The following is a 19,675-nucleotide window of genomic DNA, read 5'->3' on the forward strand; positions in this document are numbered from 1 at the left end:
GAGCGCACCGTCATCGAAGCAAATGGCCGTCAAAACATGGGCTATTTCGATCATTGGCTGGCCACAGCCCCGGGATAATGGGCATCAACACAGAACCGGGCACCGCCCGCGGCCACCCGACCCACGGACCACCGGTCATGCCAATGAACAGCCCCCATTTGCCGTCCCCCGACGGGAGTCGTCCATGAGCTCAGCGGCCTCCGCCTCAAGCTCCGGCCCCCTGTCCGGGCTAACGTCCCGCTTACGCGGCAAACCCCTGATTCCCTTGATGATCGGGGGCGCCGCCGCGATTGCTCTGATCATCGCCCTGGTGATGTGGGCCTCGCGCCCACAGTACCGAGTCCTGTTCAGCAATCTCAGCGAAGCCGACGGCGGCGCCATCATCACCGAACTCGATAGCCGCGGGGTGCCTTATCGCTTTTCCGCCGGCGGCCACGCCTTGATGGTGCCGGACGACCAGCTGCACACCCTCCGCCTGCAGCTTGCCGAACAGGGCCTGCCCCACGGCGGCAACGTCGGCCTCGAACTGATGCAGGATCAGGCCTTCGGTATCAGTCAGTTCGCCGAGCAGATCAACTACCAGCGCGGCCTGGAAGGCGAGCTGGCCAGATCCATCGCCTCGTTGGGCCCGGTGGCCAACGCCCGTGTCCATCTGGCCCTGGCCAAGGACTCGGTGTTCGTACGCGAGCGTCAGCCGGCCAAGGCTTCGGTGGTGCTGACACTCGAGCCTGGCCGACGTGTCGGCGAGGGTCAGGTGGCCGCCATGGTCCACCTGGTCTCTTCCAGCGTGCCCGACCTGGCCGGTGAAGACGTCACCGTGATCGACCAGAACGGGCGCCTGCTGTCATCGGCCGACGCGGGTGGGCTGGGGCTGGACGGCTCGCAGCTGGATTACGTCGCCGAAATCGAGCGTTCCTACCAGCGGCGTATCGAGGACATCCTGGCGCCGCTGGTCGGCCATGCCAACGTGCGTGCCCAGGTCACCGCCCAGATCGACTTCTCCCAGCGTGAAGAAACCCAGGAGCGCTACACCCCGAACCAGCCGCCCGCACAGGCCGCAGTCCGCAGCCGCCAGACCAGCCTGGACATCAATGGCCAGGGTGACCTGGCCAGCGGCATTCCCGGTGCCCTGAGCAACACCGCGCCAGGTACCGCCGCGTCACCCATCGACAACGGTGATGCCGCGCAGCAGGACAACGACGAGGCCGCCGCCGATACCGCCGAACAGGAAGAGGCGTCACCGCAACGCCTGCGGCGCGATGACGTCACCAACTACGAGCTGGATCGACAGGTATCACATGTGCAGTACCAGAAGGGAGGCATCGAACGCCTGTCCGCCGCGGTGGTGGTGAACTACCAGGACGGCGTCGATGAGCAAGGCGAAGCCACTCTCACCCCCCTGTCAGCGGAACAACTCGCCGAGATCGAGGCACTGGTGCGCCAGGCCATGGGCTTCTCGGAAAGCCGCGGCGACGCCCTGTCGGTGGTCAACAGCGCTTTCGCCCAGGCACCCGAGGTCGCAGCCCCCACCTGGTGGCAGGACCCGATGGTCCATCAACTGGCCAAGGAACTCGGTCGCTATCTGCTGATCATCCTGGCCGTCGCTCTGCTCTATCTGCTCGTGCTGCGTCCGCTGATCCGTCGTTATACCGAGGCTCCGGTGGCCCCGGCCCCCATGCCCAGCGCCTTCTCGGCACGGGTCGGCGACGACGAGAGCGACGACGAAGAGGCGTCCGAGGGTGACAGCGAGACGACCGACGGTGAGGACGCCACCTACGGCCGCGACAACCGCCGCCGGCGCAAGGCCAGCGCCTACGAACAGAACCTCAACGACCTGCGCGAGCTGGCCCAGGAAGATCCCCGCATGGTCGCCATGATCGTACGCAGCTGGATGAACGCCAATGACTAACATCGAAGCCTCGAGCGGCATCCGCCGCAGCGCCGTACTGCTGCTGGCCCTGGACGAGGACAGCGCGGCGGAAGTGTTCAAGTTTCTCAATGCCAAGGAAATCCAGCAGCTATCGAGGGAGATGACCCAGCTCGGGCAGATCTCCCACGAAGAGATGCGTCGCGTGCTGCACGACTTCCACACCGAGACCGAGGAGTTCATCGGTCTCAACATGAACTCCAGCGAGCACATCCGCTCGGTGCTGACCAAGGCGCTCGGCACCGAACGGGCCTCCAGCCTGATCGAGGACGTCCTCGAAACTGCCGGCACCAGCAGCGGCATCGACGCCCTCAACCTGATGGAGCCGTCCATGGTGGCGGAGCTGATCCGTGACGAGCATCCACAGATCATCGCCACCGTGCTTGTGCACCTCGAGCGCCACCAGGCGGCCGACGTGCTCGAGCTGTTCGACGACAAGCAGCGCAACGATGTGGTGCTGCGCATCGCCACCTTCAGCGGCGTCCAGCCGGCGGCACTGCAGGAACTCACCGAAGTGCTCACCAGCATGCTCGACGGCCAGAACCTCAAACGCAGCAAGATGGGTGGTGTACGTACCGCGGCGGAGATCCTCAACCTGATGAACACCACCCAGGAAGAGGCCGCCATCGACACCGTGCGCGCCCACAGCGAGGACCTGGCTCAGAAGATCATCGACGAGATGTTCCTGTTCGAGAACATCGGCGACCTGGACGACCGCAGCATCCAGCTGTTGCTCAAGGAGATCGAGACCAACAGCCTGGTCATCGCGCTCAAGGGAGCCCCGGAAACGCTCAAGGCCAAGTTCCTGGTCAACATGTCCCAGCGCGCCGCCGACCTGCTGCAGGAAGACATGGACGCCAGAGGGCCCATTCGTATCTCCCAGGTGGAGACCGAGCAGAAGGCCATCCTGCAGGTGGTGCGTCGCCTGGCCGACAACGGCGAAATCGTGCTCAGCGGAGGCGACGAAGCCTATGTCTAGGACACCTCGATTCAGTGAACCTGGCACGCCGGCGAGGAGGGTCTCGGCATGAGCCAATGGCGCCGCTGGAACATGGGCGAGCTGCCCGAGGAAGGCGACGACGGCACCACCGAGGCCGCAGCGACCCCGCGCCCGCCCACTCGCCAGGAACTCGATGACGAACGCCGCCGGGCCCGCGAGACGGGCCACCGCGAGGGCCATGCCCAGGGCCACCAGAAGGGCTACGACGAGGGCTACCAGAAAGGACTGGCCCAGGGCCTCGAGCAGGGCCTGGCCGAGGGCCGCGCCCGCGCCGAGCAGGAGATCGCCGACGCCCTGAACAGACGCTGTGAAGAGGCCCTGGCACCGCTTGGCCGACTCGTCGACGAGTTCCGCACGGCACTGTCCGAGCTGGACGATGCGGTGGCCGAGGATCTGACCGATCTGGCCCTGGCCACCGGCCGGCAGCTGGCGGATGACGCCCTCAAGGCCCGGCCACGCCAGGTGGTGGAGCTGGTCCAACGGCTTTTGCACACCGATCCGCCACTGGTGGGACGCCAGCGCCTGTGGCTGCACCCGCTCGATCTGCGCCTGGTGGAGCGCCACCTGGGCGAGCAGCTCGAGGCCGCCGGCTGGACCCTGCGCGCCGACGAGCGTCTGCACCGTGGAGGCTGCCGGGTCAGCGGCGAACAGGGCGATATCGACGCCACCTGGGAGCGTCGCTGGCAGGCGGTGAATCGCCAGGTGCGCAGAAGGGCCCCGCGCCACACCCCCGAACCAGAGGATCATGGCGTCGCCCACGAGGACGATGCGCCATGAACGGCCCCCAGATCCACCAGCAGCGCTGGCAGCACGCCCTCAAGGCCGTCGCCCATCGCGTCGAGCCCCTGCCCATGACCAGGGCCACAGGCCGCGTCGTGCGCGCGACCGGCATGGTCATCGAAGCCGTCGGCCTGCAGGTGGCACTGGGTGACAGCTGTCGCATCGAGCTTCCCGGCACGGCAGATCACACCGCTGCCGGCTCAGCGCACGACTACGCCGAGGCCGAGGTCGTCGGCTTCGCCGGCGATCGCCTGTTTCTGATGCCGCTTGGCGAGATCAGTGGACTGATGCCCGGCGCCCGGGTGCTGCCCCTGGGCGACGGTAGCGTCAATGCCTCGCGGCGTTTTCCGCTGGGCGAGAGCCTGCTGGGCAGGGTCGTTGACGGCACCGGGGCTCCGCTGGACGGTCTCGGTGAGCTGGATGACGCCCCCCGGGCGCCATTGGCCACACCGCCGCTCAACCCCCTGTCTCGTGCTCCCATCGAGGAACAGATCGACGTCGGCATCCGCGCCATCAACGCCCTGCTCAGCGTCGGCCGCGGCCAGCGCATGGGCCTGTTCGCCGGCTCCGGCGTCGGCAAGTCGGTGCTGCTCGGCATGATGGCGCGCTACACCCGAGCCGACGTCATCGTGGTCGGACTGATCGGCGAACGTGGCCGCGAGGTCCAGGACTTCATCGACAACATCCTCGGGCCCGAGGGCCGGCGCCGTGCCGTGGTAGTGGCGGCACCCGCCGACACCTCGCCACTGCAACGACTCAAGGGCGCCGCCTACGCCACCCGCCTGGCCGAAGGCTTTCGCGACGACGGCAAGAACGTGCTGCTGATCATGGACTCGCTGACCCGCTACGCCATGGCCCAGCGCGAGATCGCCCTGGCCATCGGCGAACCTCCGGCGACCAAGGGCTATCCGCCCTCGGTGTTCGCCAAACTGCCGGGGCTGGTGGAGCGCGCCGGCAACGCCGAGCCCGGTGGGGGATCGATTACCGCCTTCTATACCGTGCTGACCGAAGGCGACGACCAGCAGGACCCCATCGCTGACTCCGCCCGCGCCATCCTCGATGGCCACGTGGTGCTGTCGCGCAGCCTGGCGGAATCCGGCCACTACCCCGCCATCGACATCGAAGCCTCGATCAGCCGGGCCATGAACGCCATCGTCGACGACGGCCAGCGCCGCCAGGCCCAGGGCTTCAAGGCCATGTTCTCGCGCTACCAGCGCAACCGTGACCTGATCAGCGTGGGCGCCTACCAGCCCGGCCACGACCCTCGCCTGGACGAAGCCGTGCGCCGCTATCCGGATCTGGAAGCCTTTCTGCAACAGCGAATCGACGAATGCGCCACCCTCGAGGCCTCGCGTCAGGCGCTCTCGTCCACCCTGGGAGGAACCCCATGAGAACCCCTCTGGACACCTTGACAGAGCTGGCCCGGGACGCCCGCGACCAGGCGATGCAGCACCTTGCCAGCGCCCGCCGAGACGAGCGTCAGGTCGCCGATCAGCTGTCGTCGCTGGAACACTACCGACAGGAATACGCCGAGCGTCTGCACCAGAACATGCGCAGTGGCATCGATCCGGCCACCCTGCACAATACCCAGCGCTTCCTGCTGTCGCTTGACGATGCCCTGGCCACCGCACGACGAGCGCTCCAGCAACAGCGCCAGAAGGTCAGCGACAGCCAGCGCGAGTGGCAACACGAACAGCAGCGCCTCAGCGCCTACGACACCCTGGCCGAACGCCGTGCCCAGGAAGGCCTGCGCCAGCAGGCCCGCCAGGAACAGCGCTCCAGCGACGACCTGATCAACAGCCGACTGCAGCGCGGCAGCGCCATGCCCGGCGGCTACTGACCTCAAAGGAACTCACCATGGACCTCACCCTGTTGGGCCTGGCAGGCCCCGTTTCTTCCCAGGCCAGTGGCAGCAAGGGCGCCGCCGCGCCGATCGGTGGCGACTTCGCCCAGCGCCTGGCCGCACTCGGCGGCCAGGCGGCCCCCCTCGACAATACCGGGCGCCCCGCCAATGGCCAGGCCAGCGACACGGCGCTCAGTGATCAGGACCATAGCGAGCCCCAGGACTGGACACTGGCACTGCTGGCCGTTGCCTCATCGGCCCCGGGCCCCCACGGGCAGCCCGCTGCTGACGCAGGCCAGCTGGCGTCATCAGGACTCGGCGCACCAGGCTTGAACGGCGCACCGCGGGACGCTACAGGCGCAGCGCTTGCCGGGCAGCTCCCCGGCGGGGCGCATGCACTGCTGACACAAGGCGGCGCCGCAAGTCAGCAGGCACTACCGCTGGACGTCGCAGCCCAGGCCACACCGGCGCTCGCGACGTCTCCGCCATCAGGGCCGTCGGCGCAGGCTCAGCTTTCGCCCCAGGCCCAGGTCCAGGTCCAGGTCCAGGTCCAGGTCCAGAATCAGGCCCCAGCACTGCAGAGCGCCGCCCTCGACGCCACCGCCGCCACGGAAAATGCGCCCGCCCAGTCACGCCTGGCACAGGACGCGCTCCCGGCGCTGCATCGACTCCCCAGGGCCGAGCATCCGGTGGATCGCGCTCCCTCGGCGGCGCAGCAGGCAGCCATGGCCGCCGGCAGCAATGCGCAGGGTAATTTACAAGGCAATTTACAAGGACAGGCACCCGCTGCCCCGGCGGGCCTCGCGCCCGGCGCCCTGGCTCCAGACACGGCCGGCTGGATGGCCCAGGGCACAGGGTCAGGCGCTGCGGAACTGCGTCCCGGCGAGATCCTTGCTGGCGCTGCCCGGGGCGAGGCCGACGCTTCGCTGGATGCCGTGCTCTCGCCCACCGCCTCACAGGCACGGGGCGCGTCGCCCTTTGGCTCCTCCCTGGCCGCCGCCATGCCCCCGGGTACCAATGCCTCACTGTCATTCAACCAGGCCGCCTGGCCGCAGCAGCTCGGCCAGACCCTGGCAAGGCTGTCCAGCCAGGGCGGTGCGGGCGAACAGCAGGTCGAGTTGCGCCTGCACCCCGCCGAACTCGGCTCGCTGGGGGTGACCCTCAAGCTGGGCGAGCACGGTGCCCAGGCCCAGTTCTTCTCGGCCCACTCCCAGGTGCGCCAGGCCCTTGAGCAGGCCATTCCCCAGCTTCGCGAAGCCCTGGCCGAACAGGGCATCCAGCTCGGTGACGCCTCGGTGAGCGACCAGGGCGCACAGTTTGGCGGCCAGCAACCCTCGGACTCTCGCGGCCAGCCATCGCTGGCAGCCTCCGGCCAGGGCAAGGGCGAGTCGATGGAGCCGGCCACCACGGCAAGCTCTGCCCCTGACCAGCGCCACGAGTCAGACGATGGCCGCGTGGACATCTACGCCTGACGCATAGGGCTGGACACGCGCCTGGCCTGCGCCTGACCCACGCCCTTCCAGGCACCCCCTGCCGCTACACAGCGTGAGCGGCGGGGCTCTCCCTCACAAATACCCAAGATAGGCACGAACTCGGTGCCTGTTCTCGCCATCGATCGCCGATGCCTGACGGCATACTAAAGATGTGGCACGCCCGCACGCTAGTACATTACCGCCCCTCGAGGGGCCACAGGCTCAGGACTTCAGGACATGGCGAAATCTCGACGGCTCATCTGGTGTCTGGTGATCCTGGTCATCCTCGCATCCTTCGGTGCCGCGGCCGGGTTCTACCTGCTGTACCAGGAAAAGGCGCACGCAGAATCAGCAGACACCTTCGGCGAGCATATGGCTCAGGCCAGCACCGGCGCGGTTGAAGATACGGCGCCCATCTACCTGAAACTGGAGCCCTTCACCGTCAACCTGGCCGAAGACAACGCCGGACCGCGCCTGTTGTACGCCGGCCTGACCCTCAAGCTCAGCGATGACGCTAGCCTCGAGACGCTGGAACAGCACCGTCCCCAGGTGCGTAACCAGCTGTTGTTGCTGCTGTCGGACCGCGAGGCCGAGACACTGGTCAGCGCATCGGGCAAGAAGGCCCTGGCCGAGGATATCGTCGCCACCCTGGAAGACGTGCTCGGCCCCGAGCGTCCGCGCATCCATATCGATGATGTGCTTTTCACCGAGTTCATCGTCCAATAGGTCGCCCCCATGTCTCAAGACGATCTCCTGTCCCAGGAAGAAATCGACGCACTGCTCAAGGGCGTCAGCGGCGACGACGATGCCGAGGGCGAAGACAATGCAGCTCGAGGGCGCTTGCGCCCCTTCGATCCGGCCAATCAGCAGCGCATCATCCGCGAGCGTCTGCAGGCCCTGGACATCATCAACGAGCGCTTCGCCCGTCACTTCCGCACCGGCATGTTCAACCTGCTGCGGCGCAGCGCCGACATCAGCGTCGACGCCGTGCGCTACCTCAGCTACAGCGAGTTCTCGCGCAACGTGCCGGTGCCCACCAACATCAACATCATCGCCATGAAACCGCTCAAGGGCTCGGCCCTGATCGTGTTTCCCCCGAGCCTGGTGTTCATGGTGGTGGACAACCTGTTCGGCGGTGACGGCCGCTTCGTCACCAAGTCCGAAGGGCGCGAGTTCACCAATACCGAACAGCGCATCATCCAGCGCGTGCTGAACATGGCCATCGATGGCTACAGCGAGGCCTGGAAGTCCGTCTACCCGCTGGACATCAGCTACCTGCGCTCGGAGATGCAGTCCAAGTTCGCCAACATCACCAACTCGCCCAACGAGATCGTGGTCAGTACCAGCTTTCATCTGGAGGTCGGCAACCTCTCGTCCAGCTTCCAGATCTGCATGCCCTACAGCATGATCGAACCGCTCAAGGACCTGCTGACCAACCCGTTGAGCGAGAACAGTCGCGACAAGGACGGCGCCTTTCACCGGCGTATGGCCGGCGAGCTGCGTCATCCAGAGGTAGAGCTGGTGGCCAACTTCGCCACCATCGACTCGCGCATCGCCGAGGTGATGGCGCTGAAGGTCGGTGACATCCTGCCGCTCGAACTGCCCGATACCGTCACCGCCCAGGTCGACGAGGTGCCGGTGATGGAATGCGAATACGGCAGCCAGCGCGACCAGCGCGCCCTCCGAGTCCTGCGGATGTTCGACCACGCCGCCGGTCACCAGCCCAGCAACGCCTTCGTCAAAGGCTCTCGGCCTCCTTCCAAGGAATCGCACCATGACTGACCCCAATAAACCCGACTCCCCTGTCGGCGACGACGACTGGGCCGCCGCCATGTCCGAACAAAAGGACGATGCCACCAGCGATGGCGCTGGCGAGGACGACCCCTGGGCCGATGCCATGGCCGAACAGCAGGCCGCCGAGGAGAACCCGGGCGAGCAGGCCCCAGAAGATACCCCTGCCGCAGCGCGCGCCGCAGGAGACAGCGTGTTCCGCCCGCTCGGTGAAAGCACCTCCTCCAGCGCTGCCCGCGAGCTCGACATGATCATGGATATCCCGGTCAAGCTGACCGTGGAGCTTGGTCGCACCCGCCTGACCATCAAGCAGTTGCTGGAACTGGCCCAGGGCTCGGTGGTGGAACTGGAGGGGCTGGCCGGTGAGCCGATGGACATCCTGATCAACGGCTACCTGATCGCCCAGGGTGAAGTCGTGGTGGTCGAAGACCGCTACGGCATCCGTATCACCGAGATCATCACCCCCTCAGAGCGGGTGCAGAAGCTCAACCGATGAACGAGACCACCTCCAGCGCCGCCGTCGACGGACTGGCCCAGGGAGGCGACAGCCTGCTGGGACTGGCCATGCTGGGCAAGACCGCCGCCGCCCTGGCACTGATCATCGCCATTCTGCTGGGCCTTTCCGCCTGGCTGAAGCGGCGGGGCGGCGGCTTTCACGGCCAGCAGTCCCGACTCAAGGTGGTCGGCTCCACCGCCGTCGGTCAGCGCGAGCGCGTGGTGGTGGTTCAGGTCCAGGATCGCTGGCTGGTGCTCGGCGTCGGCGGCGGTCAGGTCAATCGGCTGGACAGCCTGCCCGCCCCGACCGACGAGGCGACGCCCGCCCAGCCGGACGCGCCGCAGGGTGACAGCTTTGGCGAGCGCCTGGGCCAGGCTCTCAAGGCCAACCTTGGTCGGCGAGAGCGGTGATGCGACAGTTGATACTTCTTCAGCGCAGCCTCTACTCCCGTCCCTGGACGCCACTTGTGGCCAGCCTCGGACTGGCCCTGGTTGTCTGTCTGCTGGCTGCCGGCCCGGCCCAGGCCCAGCAGATCCCGGGCCTGATCAGTGAACCCATGGCCGACGGCGGGCAGAAATGGTCGCTGTCGCTGCAGACCCTGCTGCTGCTCAGCGCCATGGCCTTTCTGCCCACGGCGCTGCTGATGATGACCAGCTTTACCCGCATCATCATCGTGCTGAGCCTGCTGCGTACCGCCATGGGCACCGCCTCGACGCCGCCCAACCAGGTGCTGCTGGGCCTCGCGCTGTTTCTGACCGCCTTCATCATGTCTCCGGTGCTCAGCGACGTTTACCAGGACGCCTGGCTGCCGCTGTCCACCGACGCCATCGATTTTGGCCAGTTCATCGAGCTCGCCCAGCAGCCCTTTCGCGAGTTCATGCTGGGCCAGACCCGAGAGCCGGACCTCGCCATGTTTGCCCGCCTGTCCGAGGTCGGCCCCCTGGCCGGTCCCGAGGACGTGCCGTTGCAGGTGCTGGTACCGGCCTTCGTCACCAGCGAACTGAAGACCGCCTTCCAGATCGGCTTCACCATCTTCATCCCCTTTCTGATCATCGACCTGGTGGTCGCCAGCGTGCTGATGTCACTGGGCATGATGATGGTCCCGCCGGTGACCATTTCGATGCCGTTCAAGCTGATGCTGTTCGTGCTGGTGGACGGCTGGCAGCTGATCATCGGCTCGATGGCGGAAAGCTTCTATTTATAGGCCCCCGACGACAGGGCCCCGGCGAAGGCCTACGGGCCCAGACAAGGCGGCGCCAGCAAGGAGACTCGTCATGCATCCCGAAACCGTCATGAGTTTGGCCTACCAGGGCATGCGCGTGACCCTGCTGCTGGGGGCGCCGCTGCTGCTTACCGCGCTGTTCACCGGCCTGCTGGTCAGCCTGTTCCAGGCCGCTACCCAGATCAACGAGATGACGCTGTCGTTCATTCCCAAGATCCTGGCCGTGTTTGCCGTGCTGGTGCTGGCCGGTCCCTGGCTGCTGCAGCTGATCATCACCTTCACCCGGGAGCTGTTTACCAGTATCCCGGCGCTGGTGTCCTGAGCCGGGCCGCCTGCGCTGAAGCCACCGGCCCTATCCCCGAGGCGCCCGCGTCCTGATGGTCGAGATCACCTTCACCCAGCTGCATGCCTGGCTCAGCCTGTTCCTGTGGCCGTTCATGCGCATCACCGCGCTGATGCTGAGCGCCCCCCTGTGGGGCCACAGCGCGGTGCCTACCCAGGCCAAGATCGGGCTGGCCGGTGCCATCAGCGTGGTCATCTCGCCGATGCTGCCACCGCTGCCCGATGTCCCGGTGGCCTCCTGGGCGGGCTTCGGCCTGGTGGTCGAACAGCTGATCATCGGCGTGGCCATGGGCCTGTGCGTGCGGATCATCCTGGTGGTGGTACAGGCCACCGGTGAGTTTATCGGGCTGCAGATGGGCCTGGCCTTCGCCACCTTCTTCGACCCTTCCAGCGGCACCAACATGGTCGTGATCTCGCGTTTTCTGTACATGATCACGCTACTGATGTTCCTGGCGGTGAATGGCCACCTGATCGTGCTGGAACTGTTGATCACCAGCTTCGAGACCCTGCCCATCGGCATCCAGCGCTTCAACCCTGAAGCCTTCATCCTGCTGGCCCGCTACGGCGGCACCATCTTTGCCACCGGCCTGCTGCTGGCGCTGCCGCTGGTCGCCCCGCTGCTGACCATCAACCTGGCACTCGGCATCCTCAATCGCGCAGCACCCCAGCTGACCGTATTCAATATCGGCTTCCCCACCTCTCTCAGCGTCGGCCTGGCACTGCTGATGGTTCTGATGACCGACCTCGGTCGCTTTCTGCAGCGCCACTTCCACCAGGGTCTGGATTTCCTGCAGTCGCTGCTCGACACCCTGGCGCCCCTGGCAAGCTGACGGTGCCGGAAGCGATTGGAAGCGACGGGAAGCGACGGGAAGCGACCTGCAGCCAGGCGCGATATCAGACTCGCGAACGACCCCGATCAAGCCGTGACTCACCGGGCTGCAGGCAGCGGCACACCCGAGACCAGGGCGGCTAGCGCCACGCTGATACGATGGACCCCCGATCATCGGCGAGATGCAGGCACGCATGGGCGCTTCACCACACACGGACGAGCAGGACAGGCAGCCCACCGTCCTGACGGCGAACTATGCCTCGACAGACAACCAGGCCCCGACAGACAACCAGGCCCTGACGGCGACCGATGCCCTGGCCCGGCTGCCGATACTCGCCCCTTGCCTGCCGGAATTTTCCCGCATACGGCCCTGGCGTCAGCGCCACCGTTGCCGCCCCGCCGCGGTGCTCGGCTGGGGCAACCGGGGGACCACCCGTCGCGCCAGGCGCCTGGCGACGGACAAGGGCCTGCCCTTCGTCGCCCTGGAAGACGGTTTCCTGCGCTCCTGGGGGCCCGCCGATGAAGGCTTCGCCAGCCTCTCCCTGGTGGTGGATCATAGCGGCATCCACTACGACGCCTCCCGGCCCTCCGATCTCGAGACCCTGATCAACCACGCCGACATCGACGCCACCGAAGAGGCACGGGCCAACGCCTTGATGGCGCGCCTGCGGCTCGCCCGACTGTCCAAGTACAACCACGCCCCTGACATTCGACTGGAAGATTCGTCCCGCTCCCGGGTACTGGTGGTGGACCAGACCCGGGACGACGCTTCCATTGTTGGCGGCGGGGCCTCGGAGGCCACCTTTGTTCGTATGCTTGAACAGGCCCTGGAAAGCCATCCCGAGGCCGAAATCCTGATCAAGATCCATCCAGAGGTGATCGCCGGGCGACGCCAGGGCCACCTGCTGGGGGCCGCCGGCCGTCCCCGCTGCCGCCTGATCACCGACGACATCAATCCCTGGGCCCTGTTCGACGTGGTCGATGCGGTCCATGTGGTCACCAGTCAACTCGGCTTCGAGGCGCTGCTGGCGGGCCTGCCGGTCACCTGTCACGGCCAGCCGTTCTATGCCGGCTGGGGCCTCACCCAGGACCGACAACGCTGTGCGCGGCGTCAGCGACCGGCATCCCTGGCCCGGGTATTCGCCGCCGCCTACCTGCGCTACACACGCTACGCCAACCCCTATACCGGCGAGCCAGCGACGCTGGACGACACCCTGGACCTGCTGGAGGATCAGCGCCGTCAGATACAGCGCGGTGCCGGGCACTGGCGATGCTACGGTCTGTCGCGATGGAAGCGCGGCTTCGTGACGGACTTCCTCGGCCCCCTGTCGCAGGTCGAACAGCTGCCACTGAGCTCGCTGAAATCGACCGATTCATCGTCTGAAACGGCATCCGACCCAGCACCCACGCCAGTGAATCATCTGGTGTGGGGCAGCCAATATCCCCGAAGAGACGATGTCCATCGCATGGAAGACGGTTTCCTGCGCTCGGTGGGCCTCGGCATCGATCTCACTCGGCCGCTGTCGCTGGTCATCGACGGGGCCGGCATCCACTACGACCCCACCCGTCCCAGCGAGCTCGAGGAACTGATCGAGAATGGCGAGTTCAACCCGCGGGACCACCTGCGCGCACGCAGGCTGATCTCGCGGCTGGTACAACGGGGTCTGTCCAAGTACAACGACGGCCACGACGCCTCGCCCAAGCCCGGTTTGCCGGCGCTGCCCAGCGATCGTCCCCGGCTGCTGGTGATCGGCCAGGTGGAAAGTGACGCTTCGGTACGTCACGGTGCCTGCGAGATCCGCACCAATCGCGCCCTGCTTGCAGAGGTGCGCCGCCGCCACCCCAACGCCTTCCTGCTCTATCGTCCCCATCCGGACGTGGTCGCCGGCGTACGCCAGGGCGAGCAGGTTCCCGCCGAGGCCTACGATGTGCTGGCAGCAGAGGGCAACATCACTGCCCTGATCGATCAGGTCGACGAGGTTCACACCCTGACCTCCCTGGCGGGCTTCGAGGCGCTACTCCGCAATCGCCCGGTGATTACCTATGGCCTGCCTTTCTACGCCGGCTGGGGACTGACCCGGGATAAGGCAGCGACGCCCCCTCGGCGATGTCGGCGCGCCACCCTGGAAGTACTGGTCGCAGCGGCACTGATCCACTACCCCGGGTACGTGGACCCCGCTACCCGCCAGCCGATCAACGTCGAGACCGCGATCACCTTGCTCGAACGCCAACGCCAGCAAGGGCCAAGGCTGAGGCTGTGGCAACGCCTCTACCGACACGTCCGGCGCTATCTGTACGGGCGCTATTGAGACGGCGCGCCAGTCCTTGCCCCTTGCCCCTTGCCCCTTTTCCACCACAGGAGAACACGACAGATGACGGCCCCCCAGCGCCTGATCCTGATTACCGGTGCCACCGGCGCCATCGGCGGCGCCCTGGCGCGCCACTACGCCAGGCCAGGGCATCATCTGGTGCTTCATGGGCGTCGCCAGGACACGCTGGCAGAGATAGGGCAGCGCTGTCGCGACCAAGGCGCCGAGGTCAGCCTGGCGAGCGGCCCCCTGGAAGACAACGACGCCCGACAGGCCTGGCTTGGGGGGCTGTCACGGACACCGGATATCGTGATCATGTGCGCCGGCATCAACACCGGCGTGGTCGATCGTCGCGACGGCGAATCGCTTCAGGCGGGACGTCAGCTGATGGAGATCAATCTACGCGTGCCGATGGAAATGGCGCGCCAGCTTGCCCCTGCCATGCAGCGTCGAGGCCGTGGCCAGCTGGTCTTCATCAGCTCGCTGGCCGCCTGGCACGGGCTGCCGGTCACCCCCAGCTACAGCGCCAGCAAGGCTGGCATCAAGGCCTACGCCGAGGCTCTGCGCGGAGGGCTCGCCAGCGATGGCGTCGGCGTCACCCTGGTGATGCCAGGCTACGTGGATTCGGCCATGGCCCGGGCGATGCCCGGCCCCAAGCCGTTCACCTGGTCGCCCGAAAGGGCGGCCCGGCGCATTGCCACGGCCATCGATGCCAATCGTCCCAGGGTCAGCTTCCCGCTGCCACTGTGCCTCGCCACCCAGGGACTGACCCTGTTGCCGCCGAGGCTGGCACAGGCCTTGATGCGATGGTTCGGCTACGGCGTGCCCTGATGTCGTCTGCGCAAGACACCAGGGAAGCAGTGGCCACATAGGCCCCTGCTGCTGACGCCCGAATTTCATCAATCACGTCGGTTTTGACACCAAAACTTGCCGATAGAACGCCAACTTTCCCTCGCACAGGCATTATCTGCACAGGATTTCGCACGCCACGCCCCTTGATGCTTAACAATGGCCGTCACTCATGCCAACTCCTGAAGTCGACGTCATCGACCGCTGATCTGCACGATCGCCCCGCCAGCGTCAGACGCTACGCCAGACATCCTGGCAGGAAGCCGGCTTCGCCCATCAAGGATGATCCCATGCACAAGCCACAGTTCTCCCCGCACCGCAGGACTCCCTGCCATGCCGCCTCGATGCTGTGTGCCTGGCGATCCCTTCCCCTCGCCCTGATCCTTGGCAGCGCCTCGTCGAGTGCCCTTGCACTTGACGTCGACCTCGCGCCACTCGACCAGAACCCCACCACCTTCGTCGGCACCCTGGAAGATCGCCCCCTGACCCTGGAGTTGCTCGGTCAGCAGGCGGTGACAGGAGGAAGCCGCGTGTTCGTGAGCATCAATGACAGACCCGTCACCCTGAGGCTACCTGCGGGCATCACCCTGGCAGAGGTCGATGGTCAGACCCCGGTGGTGCTCAGCGACGGCGAAGGCAAGGTGCTGCTCGCCGGGCGCCTCGATGCGCTCGGCCGTGATCGCACCCTCGCCCTGGCCGATGCACTGGGCCTGCTGGAACTCGACCAGACCCTGTACGGCGCCCAGAAACAGGCTATGGCCCAGAACTTCCGGCCGGTCACCCAGCGCATCGACGCCACCATGGCGCCACTCGGCGACGGTCCCTATCAGCGTCCACCGGGGATAAGTGTCTGGAGCACCGCCGAGATCGGTGATCTCGACGGCGATACCCGAAGTTCGGACTACTCCGGCGATGGCAAGGTCGCCCTGCTGGGCATCGACTACCGCTACCGCAACCTGCTGGTCGGCGTGGCCGCCGGCAAGAGCGAGATGTACCTGGATGGAAGAAGTGGCGGGAACACCGACCTGGGCGGCGAGATGATCGCGCCCTACGCCGCCATCGCCCTGCTGAACGACCGCCTGGTACTCGACGCCACCTTGCTGTTTCAGGACCTGGACGGCAGCGCACGACGCGACTATCTGGTCGAGGGCATCGATCTCGACGGCGAACGCTGGGGAGCGCGCGGCGCCGCCACCTACCACCTGCCGAGCTATCAGCTGACGAGCCAGCACCGGATCGACTCAAGCCTGACCCTGGGCGGGACCTATCTGGATGACGATGTGGATGGCGACTACCTGCAGGCGGAAACCGACTACGGCGAAGAAACCGGCGAAGTCTTTGCCGGCGTTCGACTGGGTGCCGACGTCTTCACCGGCCGCCTGTTCGGTGGCCTGCTCTACCACTACGACGTGTCCAGCGACGTGGACGACGACGCCGACTTTCTCGAAGGGAGCGATGACGATCGTACCGTGCTGGAGCTCGGTGCCACCCAGCGACTAGGCCGCGGCGTGGACGTTACCCTCGCGGGCCAGACGACACTGGGCAGCAGCGCTACCGAATACGACGTGATCAGCGCCTCGCTGTCCTACGACTTCTAGGCCTTCCAGGACCGCCTGAGGGAACAGGCTTGTGCTCGAGCATTAGTCCCTCAACGAAGACTAGGCGCTGTCCGAAAAGTCGACGAGCGAAGGTGAGACAAGGCAAAAATCGGTGAGACAGCGCAGTTTACGGGGTGTAAATGAGCATTTTGATCCGATTTTTAACGCCGTATTACCGAGCGCAGGCACTTTTCAGACAAGCCCTAGTCCGGTGCGGGGACGGACTCGCGCTGGGCCAGTCTCGCCAGCAGCAGCAGCGAGGCCGAATAGTAGTCGTCGCCGGGGGCCAGGCCCGCAGGCATCGCCCGGCGGTCGCGACCGGCCAGCACGCGAATCGCCAGCACCCCGCGGGAGGCGGCGTACTCCGCTCGGGCCTCGCTGTAGACGTCGATCCAGGCCGGCGGTGGCTGGCGAGCGGGATCGTTCCACAAGGCCAGGATCGGCGAGACACCCGGACGATCGAGCTGGTCTGCCCAGGCCAGGTAGAGCGGGATACGCACCGCATCAAAGCCGAAGCGGGGCGGCCAGCCCGGCGCCGGAGTCAGGCTGCCGTCGGCGTCAAGCCGCAGCCAGTCGGTGGGCAATCGATAGCGACCGAAGCGGCCTTGCTCGAGCAAGCTCAAGCCGTCTTCCACCAGCGTTTCCCAGCCCGCATCCGGCTCCGCCTGCGCAAACTCGAGCAACGCCGGCATCACCCAGTAGGACAGGTTGAGGTCGACGTAATCCTCGCCACGAAACCCCTGCACCCCCGGCAGCAGCACCCGGTAGCCGCCGCGCTGCACCACCAGATACTCGGCGATGGCCTCGCGGATCATGGCGGCCGCCTGGGCGTAGCGGGGTTCCTGCCAACGACTGGCGGCGCGCTGCAGCGCCCAGGCGATCAGGATGTCGCCATCACTGGCATTGTTGGGGTCCGCCACCGGTGGCACGTTGGTGGGGTCGTAGCGCCAGGAAAACAGCGCCACATCGGTCCGCGCCAGATGCAGTCGGGTCCACTGCCACAGCCGATCGAAGGCCTCGCGATCGCCCTGGGCCTCCGCCAGCAGCATGCCGAAGCCCTGCCCCTCCGAGTGGCTAACGTCGCCGTTGCCGCTGTCGAGAATGCGACCGTCGGCGCTCATGAAGCGGCTCTTGTAACGCTCCCAGCTCTCGTCGGCCGGCGCCGCGAGGGCAAAGGTCAAGGAGGCCACGGCGACCAGCAACATCGCCGTCAATCGGCGCCAACACAGGCCGGCATCAGTGGCCGGCAACTTCTTCCCTTGCATAGACGAACTCCAGAGGTTTTCCCGCCTCTGCCGTCACCACCCGAAGGGGCACCGTGCTATCGCCCCCCTGGCGTTCCAGCCATACACCATAGGCCCCGGCCAGTAGCGCACTGGCGGCACGGGCGCCGCGGGCTCGCTCGGCCTCGCTGTGACCGGCAACGGGGTAGGCACCATGCTCGATGGTCAGCCGAGTTTCCCCGGCGGTCAATGACACCCAGCCCCAATCGCGCGCACGCCAAAGCTCGTTGAGGGTGCGCTCGAGCCCCTCCAGGGTCTGCTGGTCGGGCAGCGTCAGTTCACTGGCCATTCTGGCCCCGATATGGCGCAGAAAAGCGCCTGCATCCTGCTCGCCGCCGGAGACATACAGCTCTTCCAGCAGGAAGCGCAGCACATCGTTCCACTGTGACGCACAGTGGGTGCTGTCGAAGTACGCAAGCGAACGGCGCCGGGCCGCGTCAAGGTCACTCATCTGCTCCCCCAAGGGTGTAGTCCAGGTACAGCCATGCCGAGGTCTCGTCGTAGTCGCCGAAGGTGTCGTAGCCCAGGCGTCCGCCCACCTTCATGTCATTGGTCAGCTGGTAGGAGGCATCGCCTCCCAGGGTCAGGCCAAAGCCGCTTTCGCTGGAGGCGCTGTAGCGCGACTCCACCGCCGCGTCGGCATCGGCCAGGTCATCGAGCAACGCCTGGGATTCGCCGTCGGTGGGGAAGAAGTCCTCCGCCGCCTCGGAGTAGCTCTGGAAGCCCGGCGACACCCTGGCGGAGTAGGACCAACGCCCACGCTGCTCGCTGAAGCTGAACGGGAAGGCCACGCTGATATGGTCCTGCGGGCTGAAGTAGCCCCCATGCCCGAACGAGTAGCGACTCAGGTTGCGATCGAAGTCGAGGTAGTTGACGTGCACCCCGGCCTTGAGCTCGCGGTCACGCTCGTTGATCGGCCGCAGGTAAGCCCCCATGCCCGCCTCCAGCGAGTCGTTGTCGGCCACGTTGTCACCGGTGTAGCGATAGCCGCCCAAGCTGACGTAGGCACCACTGTCGCCATTGTCGAAGCTGTAACCCAGCGCTCCCCCGGTCTTGACCACGCCGCCCCAATGCTCGCCGCTGACCGGATCACGGGTGCCGGCGTAGGACAACAGGCTATCCTTCACCGCGCGGCGTTCCGCGGTCAGGGTGAACTCCCCGGAATCGCCTACCTTCGGGTGCAGGCGCAGGCCCCCGACCAGCTGGGACTGGTCGAAGCCCAGCGGAGTGGTGCCGACGTCCACGTCCAGCAGATCGCTGCGAAAGCCCAGCGACAGACCCACCCCGGCGTCGCTCTGGGAATCCGCCGACACGTCCAGGCCGTCGCCCCCCAACTGCCCCAGCCGGGACAGGTAGTCGCCGGTGACCGCGGCGCTGACATCGTCATCGCTTGCCAGCTCACCGATGGCCTCGACGATCGCCATGCGGCCGAAGCGACGCTCGGCGTCGCCGGAGGGCGTACCGGCGGAACCGTAGGCCGGGGTCAGCGTCAGCTCGGCGCGGGAGCGACCAAAGACCGATGAAAAATCGCCGGAGGTGAAGGTGGTGGGCGTTTCCACCCGATCGAACTGACTCAGGCCTTCCTCGCCACTGCGCACCACCAGGGCAAGCCCGCCCTGTGCCTTGGGCGACACCGCGCGGCGCACCTCGGCCATCATCCGCTCGACCTCGTCGATCAGCGGCGAAGCCTGGGGAGCTGCCTCATCGGCCGAGGCCCCAGCCCCTGATCCCGTCACTGAGCCAGCGCCCGCGGACAACGAGCCGCCAGGCAGCCAGGCCGGCCGTCCTCCACCAGCGCCACCCCTGGCGTTCTCGAAGGGGTTGTCGCCGGTGGTCGTGGCCAGCGCCAGCGACTGCTGCGGATCGGCGCGCAGCTCGCTGCGCGCCTCACGCAATAGCGCCAGGGCCTGGCGGTCCTGTCCCTGGGCCCGGGC

The 19,675-nt window shown here is 66.6% G+C and carries 19 protein-coding genes; 16 read left to right on the forward strand and 3 right to left on the reverse strand.

Going from position 1 to position 19,675, the window contains the following annotated elements; all coding sequences use genetic code 11:
- Positions 1 to 184: 184 nt before the first annotated feature.
- The 16 genes from fliF to NH448_RS05835 all read left to right on the forward strand — a co-directional run bounded on the left by fliF (position 185) and on the right by NH448_RS05835 (position 16,458).
- Positions 185 to 1,909 (forward strand): flagellar basal-body MS-ring/collar protein FliF, encoded by a 1,725-nt coding sequence (gene fliF, locus NH448_RS05760; RefSeq protein ID WP_045992433.1) that lies wholly within the window; start codon positions 185 to 187, stop codon positions 1,907 to 1,909.
- Complete coding sequence (fliG, locus tag NH448_RS05765; protein ID WP_045992434.1) at positions 1,902 to 2,906, forward strand: flagellar motor switch protein FliG; 1,005 nt, start codon at positions 1,902 to 1,904, stop codon at positions 2,904 to 2,906. Before fliF ends, fliG begins: the two co-directional genes overlap by 8 nt.
- A gap of 48 nt (positions 2,907 to 2,954) precedes the next feature.
- The gene (fliH, locus tag NH448_RS05770; protein WP_045992435.1) at positions 2,955 to 3,704 is read left to right on the forward strand and encodes a flagellar assembly protein FliH; all 750 of its coding nucleotides are present in this window, start codon (positions 2,955 to 2,957) and stop codon (positions 3,702 to 3,704) included.
- Positions 3,701 to 5,098, forward strand: coding sequence for a flagellar protein export ATPase FliI (gene fliI, locus NH448_RS05775; RefSeq protein WP_045992436.1), 1,398 nt, complete (start codon positions 3,701 to 3,703; stop codon positions 5,096 to 5,098). The genes fliH and fliI overlap by 4 nt, the downstream gene beginning before the upstream one ends.
- Entirely contained in the window at positions 5,095 to 5,547 is a 453-nt protein-coding gene (fliJ, locus tag NH448_RS05780; protein WP_045992437.1) for a flagellar export protein FliJ, read from the forward strand. Before fliI ends, fliJ begins: the two co-directional genes overlap by 4 nt.
- A 17-nt stretch (positions 5,548 to 5,564) precedes the next feature.
- On the forward strand, positions 5,565 to 7,022 hold the full coding sequence (locus NH448_RS05785; protein ID WP_052704328.1) for a flagellar hook-length control protein FliK: 1,458 nt from the start codon (positions 5,565 to 5,567) through the stop codon (positions 7,020 to 7,022).
- 237 nt (positions 7,023 to 7,259) lie between these two features.
- Complete coding sequence (gene fliL / locus NH448_RS05790; RefSeq protein ID WP_045992438.1) at positions 7,260 to 7,748, forward strand: flagellar basal body-associated protein FliL; 489 nt, start codon at positions 7,260 to 7,262, stop codon at positions 7,746 to 7,748.
- 9 nt (positions 7,749 to 7,757) lie between these two features.
- Complete coding sequence (gene fliM, locus NH448_RS05795; protein WP_045992439.1) at positions 7,758 to 8,804, forward strand: flagellar motor switch protein FliM; 1,047 nt, start codon at positions 7,758 to 7,760, stop codon at positions 8,802 to 8,804.
- The gene (gene fliN, locus NH448_RS05800) at positions 8,797 to 9,309 is read left to right on the forward strand and encodes a flagellar motor switch protein FliN (RefSeq protein WP_045992440.1); all 513 of its coding nucleotides are present in this window, start codon (positions 8,797 to 8,799) and stop codon (positions 9,307 to 9,309) included. The genes fliM and fliN overlap by 8 nt, the downstream gene beginning before the upstream one ends.
- Positions 9,306 to 9,719, forward strand: coding sequence for a flagellar biosynthetic protein FliO (fliO, locus tag NH448_RS05805; protein WP_045992441.1), 414 nt, complete (start codon positions 9,306 to 9,308; stop codon positions 9,717 to 9,719). The genes fliN and fliO overlap by 4 nt, the downstream gene beginning before the upstream one ends.
- Positions 9,719 to 10,513 (forward strand): flagellar type III secretion system pore protein FliP, encoded by a 795-nt coding sequence (gene fliP / locus NH448_RS05810; RefSeq protein WP_045992442.1) that lies wholly within the window; start codon positions 9,719 to 9,721, stop codon positions 10,511 to 10,513. Before fliO ends, fliP begins: the two co-directional genes overlap by 1 nt.
- 70 nt (positions 10,514 to 10,583) lie before the next feature.
- A complete protein-coding gene (gene fliQ / locus NH448_RS05815; protein WP_045992443.1) occupies positions 10,584 to 10,853 on the forward strand; it encodes a flagellar biosynthesis protein FliQ in 270 nt (89 codons plus the stop codon).
- 55 nt (positions 10,854 to 10,908) lie between these two features.
- A complete protein-coding gene (fliR, locus tag NH448_RS05820) occupies positions 10,909 to 11,703 on the forward strand; it encodes a flagellar biosynthetic protein FliR (protein WP_045992444.1) in 795 nt (264 codons plus the stop codon).
- Positions 11,704 to 11,896: 193 nt separating this feature from the next.
- Complete coding sequence (locus NH448_RS05825) at positions 11,897 to 14,011, forward strand: capsular polysaccharide biosynthesis protein (RefSeq protein ID WP_083970366.1); 2,115 nt, start codon at positions 11,897 to 11,899, stop codon at positions 14,009 to 14,011.
- 63 nt (positions 14,012 to 14,074) lie between these two features.
- A complete protein-coding gene (locus NH448_RS05830; protein WP_045992445.1) occupies positions 14,075 to 14,842 on the forward strand; it encodes an SDR family NAD(P)-dependent oxidoreductase in 768 nt (255 codons plus the stop codon).
- A 308-nt stretch (positions 14,843 to 15,150) separates the two neighbouring features.
- Complete coding sequence (locus tag NH448_RS05835) at positions 15,151 to 16,458, forward strand: autotransporter outer membrane beta-barrel domain-containing protein (protein ID WP_045992446.1); 1,308 nt, start codon at positions 15,151 to 15,153, stop codon at positions 16,456 to 16,458.
- A 203-nt stretch (positions 16,459 to 16,661) separates the two neighbouring features.
- On the opposite strand, the gene NH448_RS05840 is transcribed toward NH448_RS05835, so the two are convergent.
- From NH448_RS05840 to NH448_RS05850, 3 genes are all read right to left on the reverse strand, one after another.
- Positions 16,662 to 17,723: a glycosyl hydrolase family 8 gene (locus NH448_RS05840; RefSeq protein ID WP_204248983.1), complete on the reverse strand. Its 1,062-nt coding sequence runs from the start codon at positions 17,721 to 17,723 to the stop codon at positions 16,662 to 16,664.
- Positions 17,695 to 18,192, reverse strand: coding sequence for a cellulose biosynthesis protein BcsD (gene bcsD, locus NH448_RS05845; RefSeq protein WP_045994300.1), 498 nt, complete (start codon positions 18,190 to 18,192; stop codon positions 17,695 to 17,697). The genes NH448_RS05840 and bcsD overlap by 29 nt, the downstream gene beginning before the upstream one ends.
- Positions 18,185 to 19,675: cellulose synthase subunit BcsC-related outer membrane protein (locus tag NH448_RS05850; RefSeq protein WP_253028496.1), on the reverse strand; the 1,491-nt coding region annotated here is incomplete at its 5' end. The genes NH448_RS05850 and bcsD, both read right to left, overlap by 8 nt.

The organism is Halomonas sp. OfavH-34-E (assembly GCF_024124525.1).
GTDB lineage: Bacteria > Pseudomonadota > Gammaproteobacteria > Pseudomonadales > Halomonadaceae > Halomonas > Halomonas litopenaei.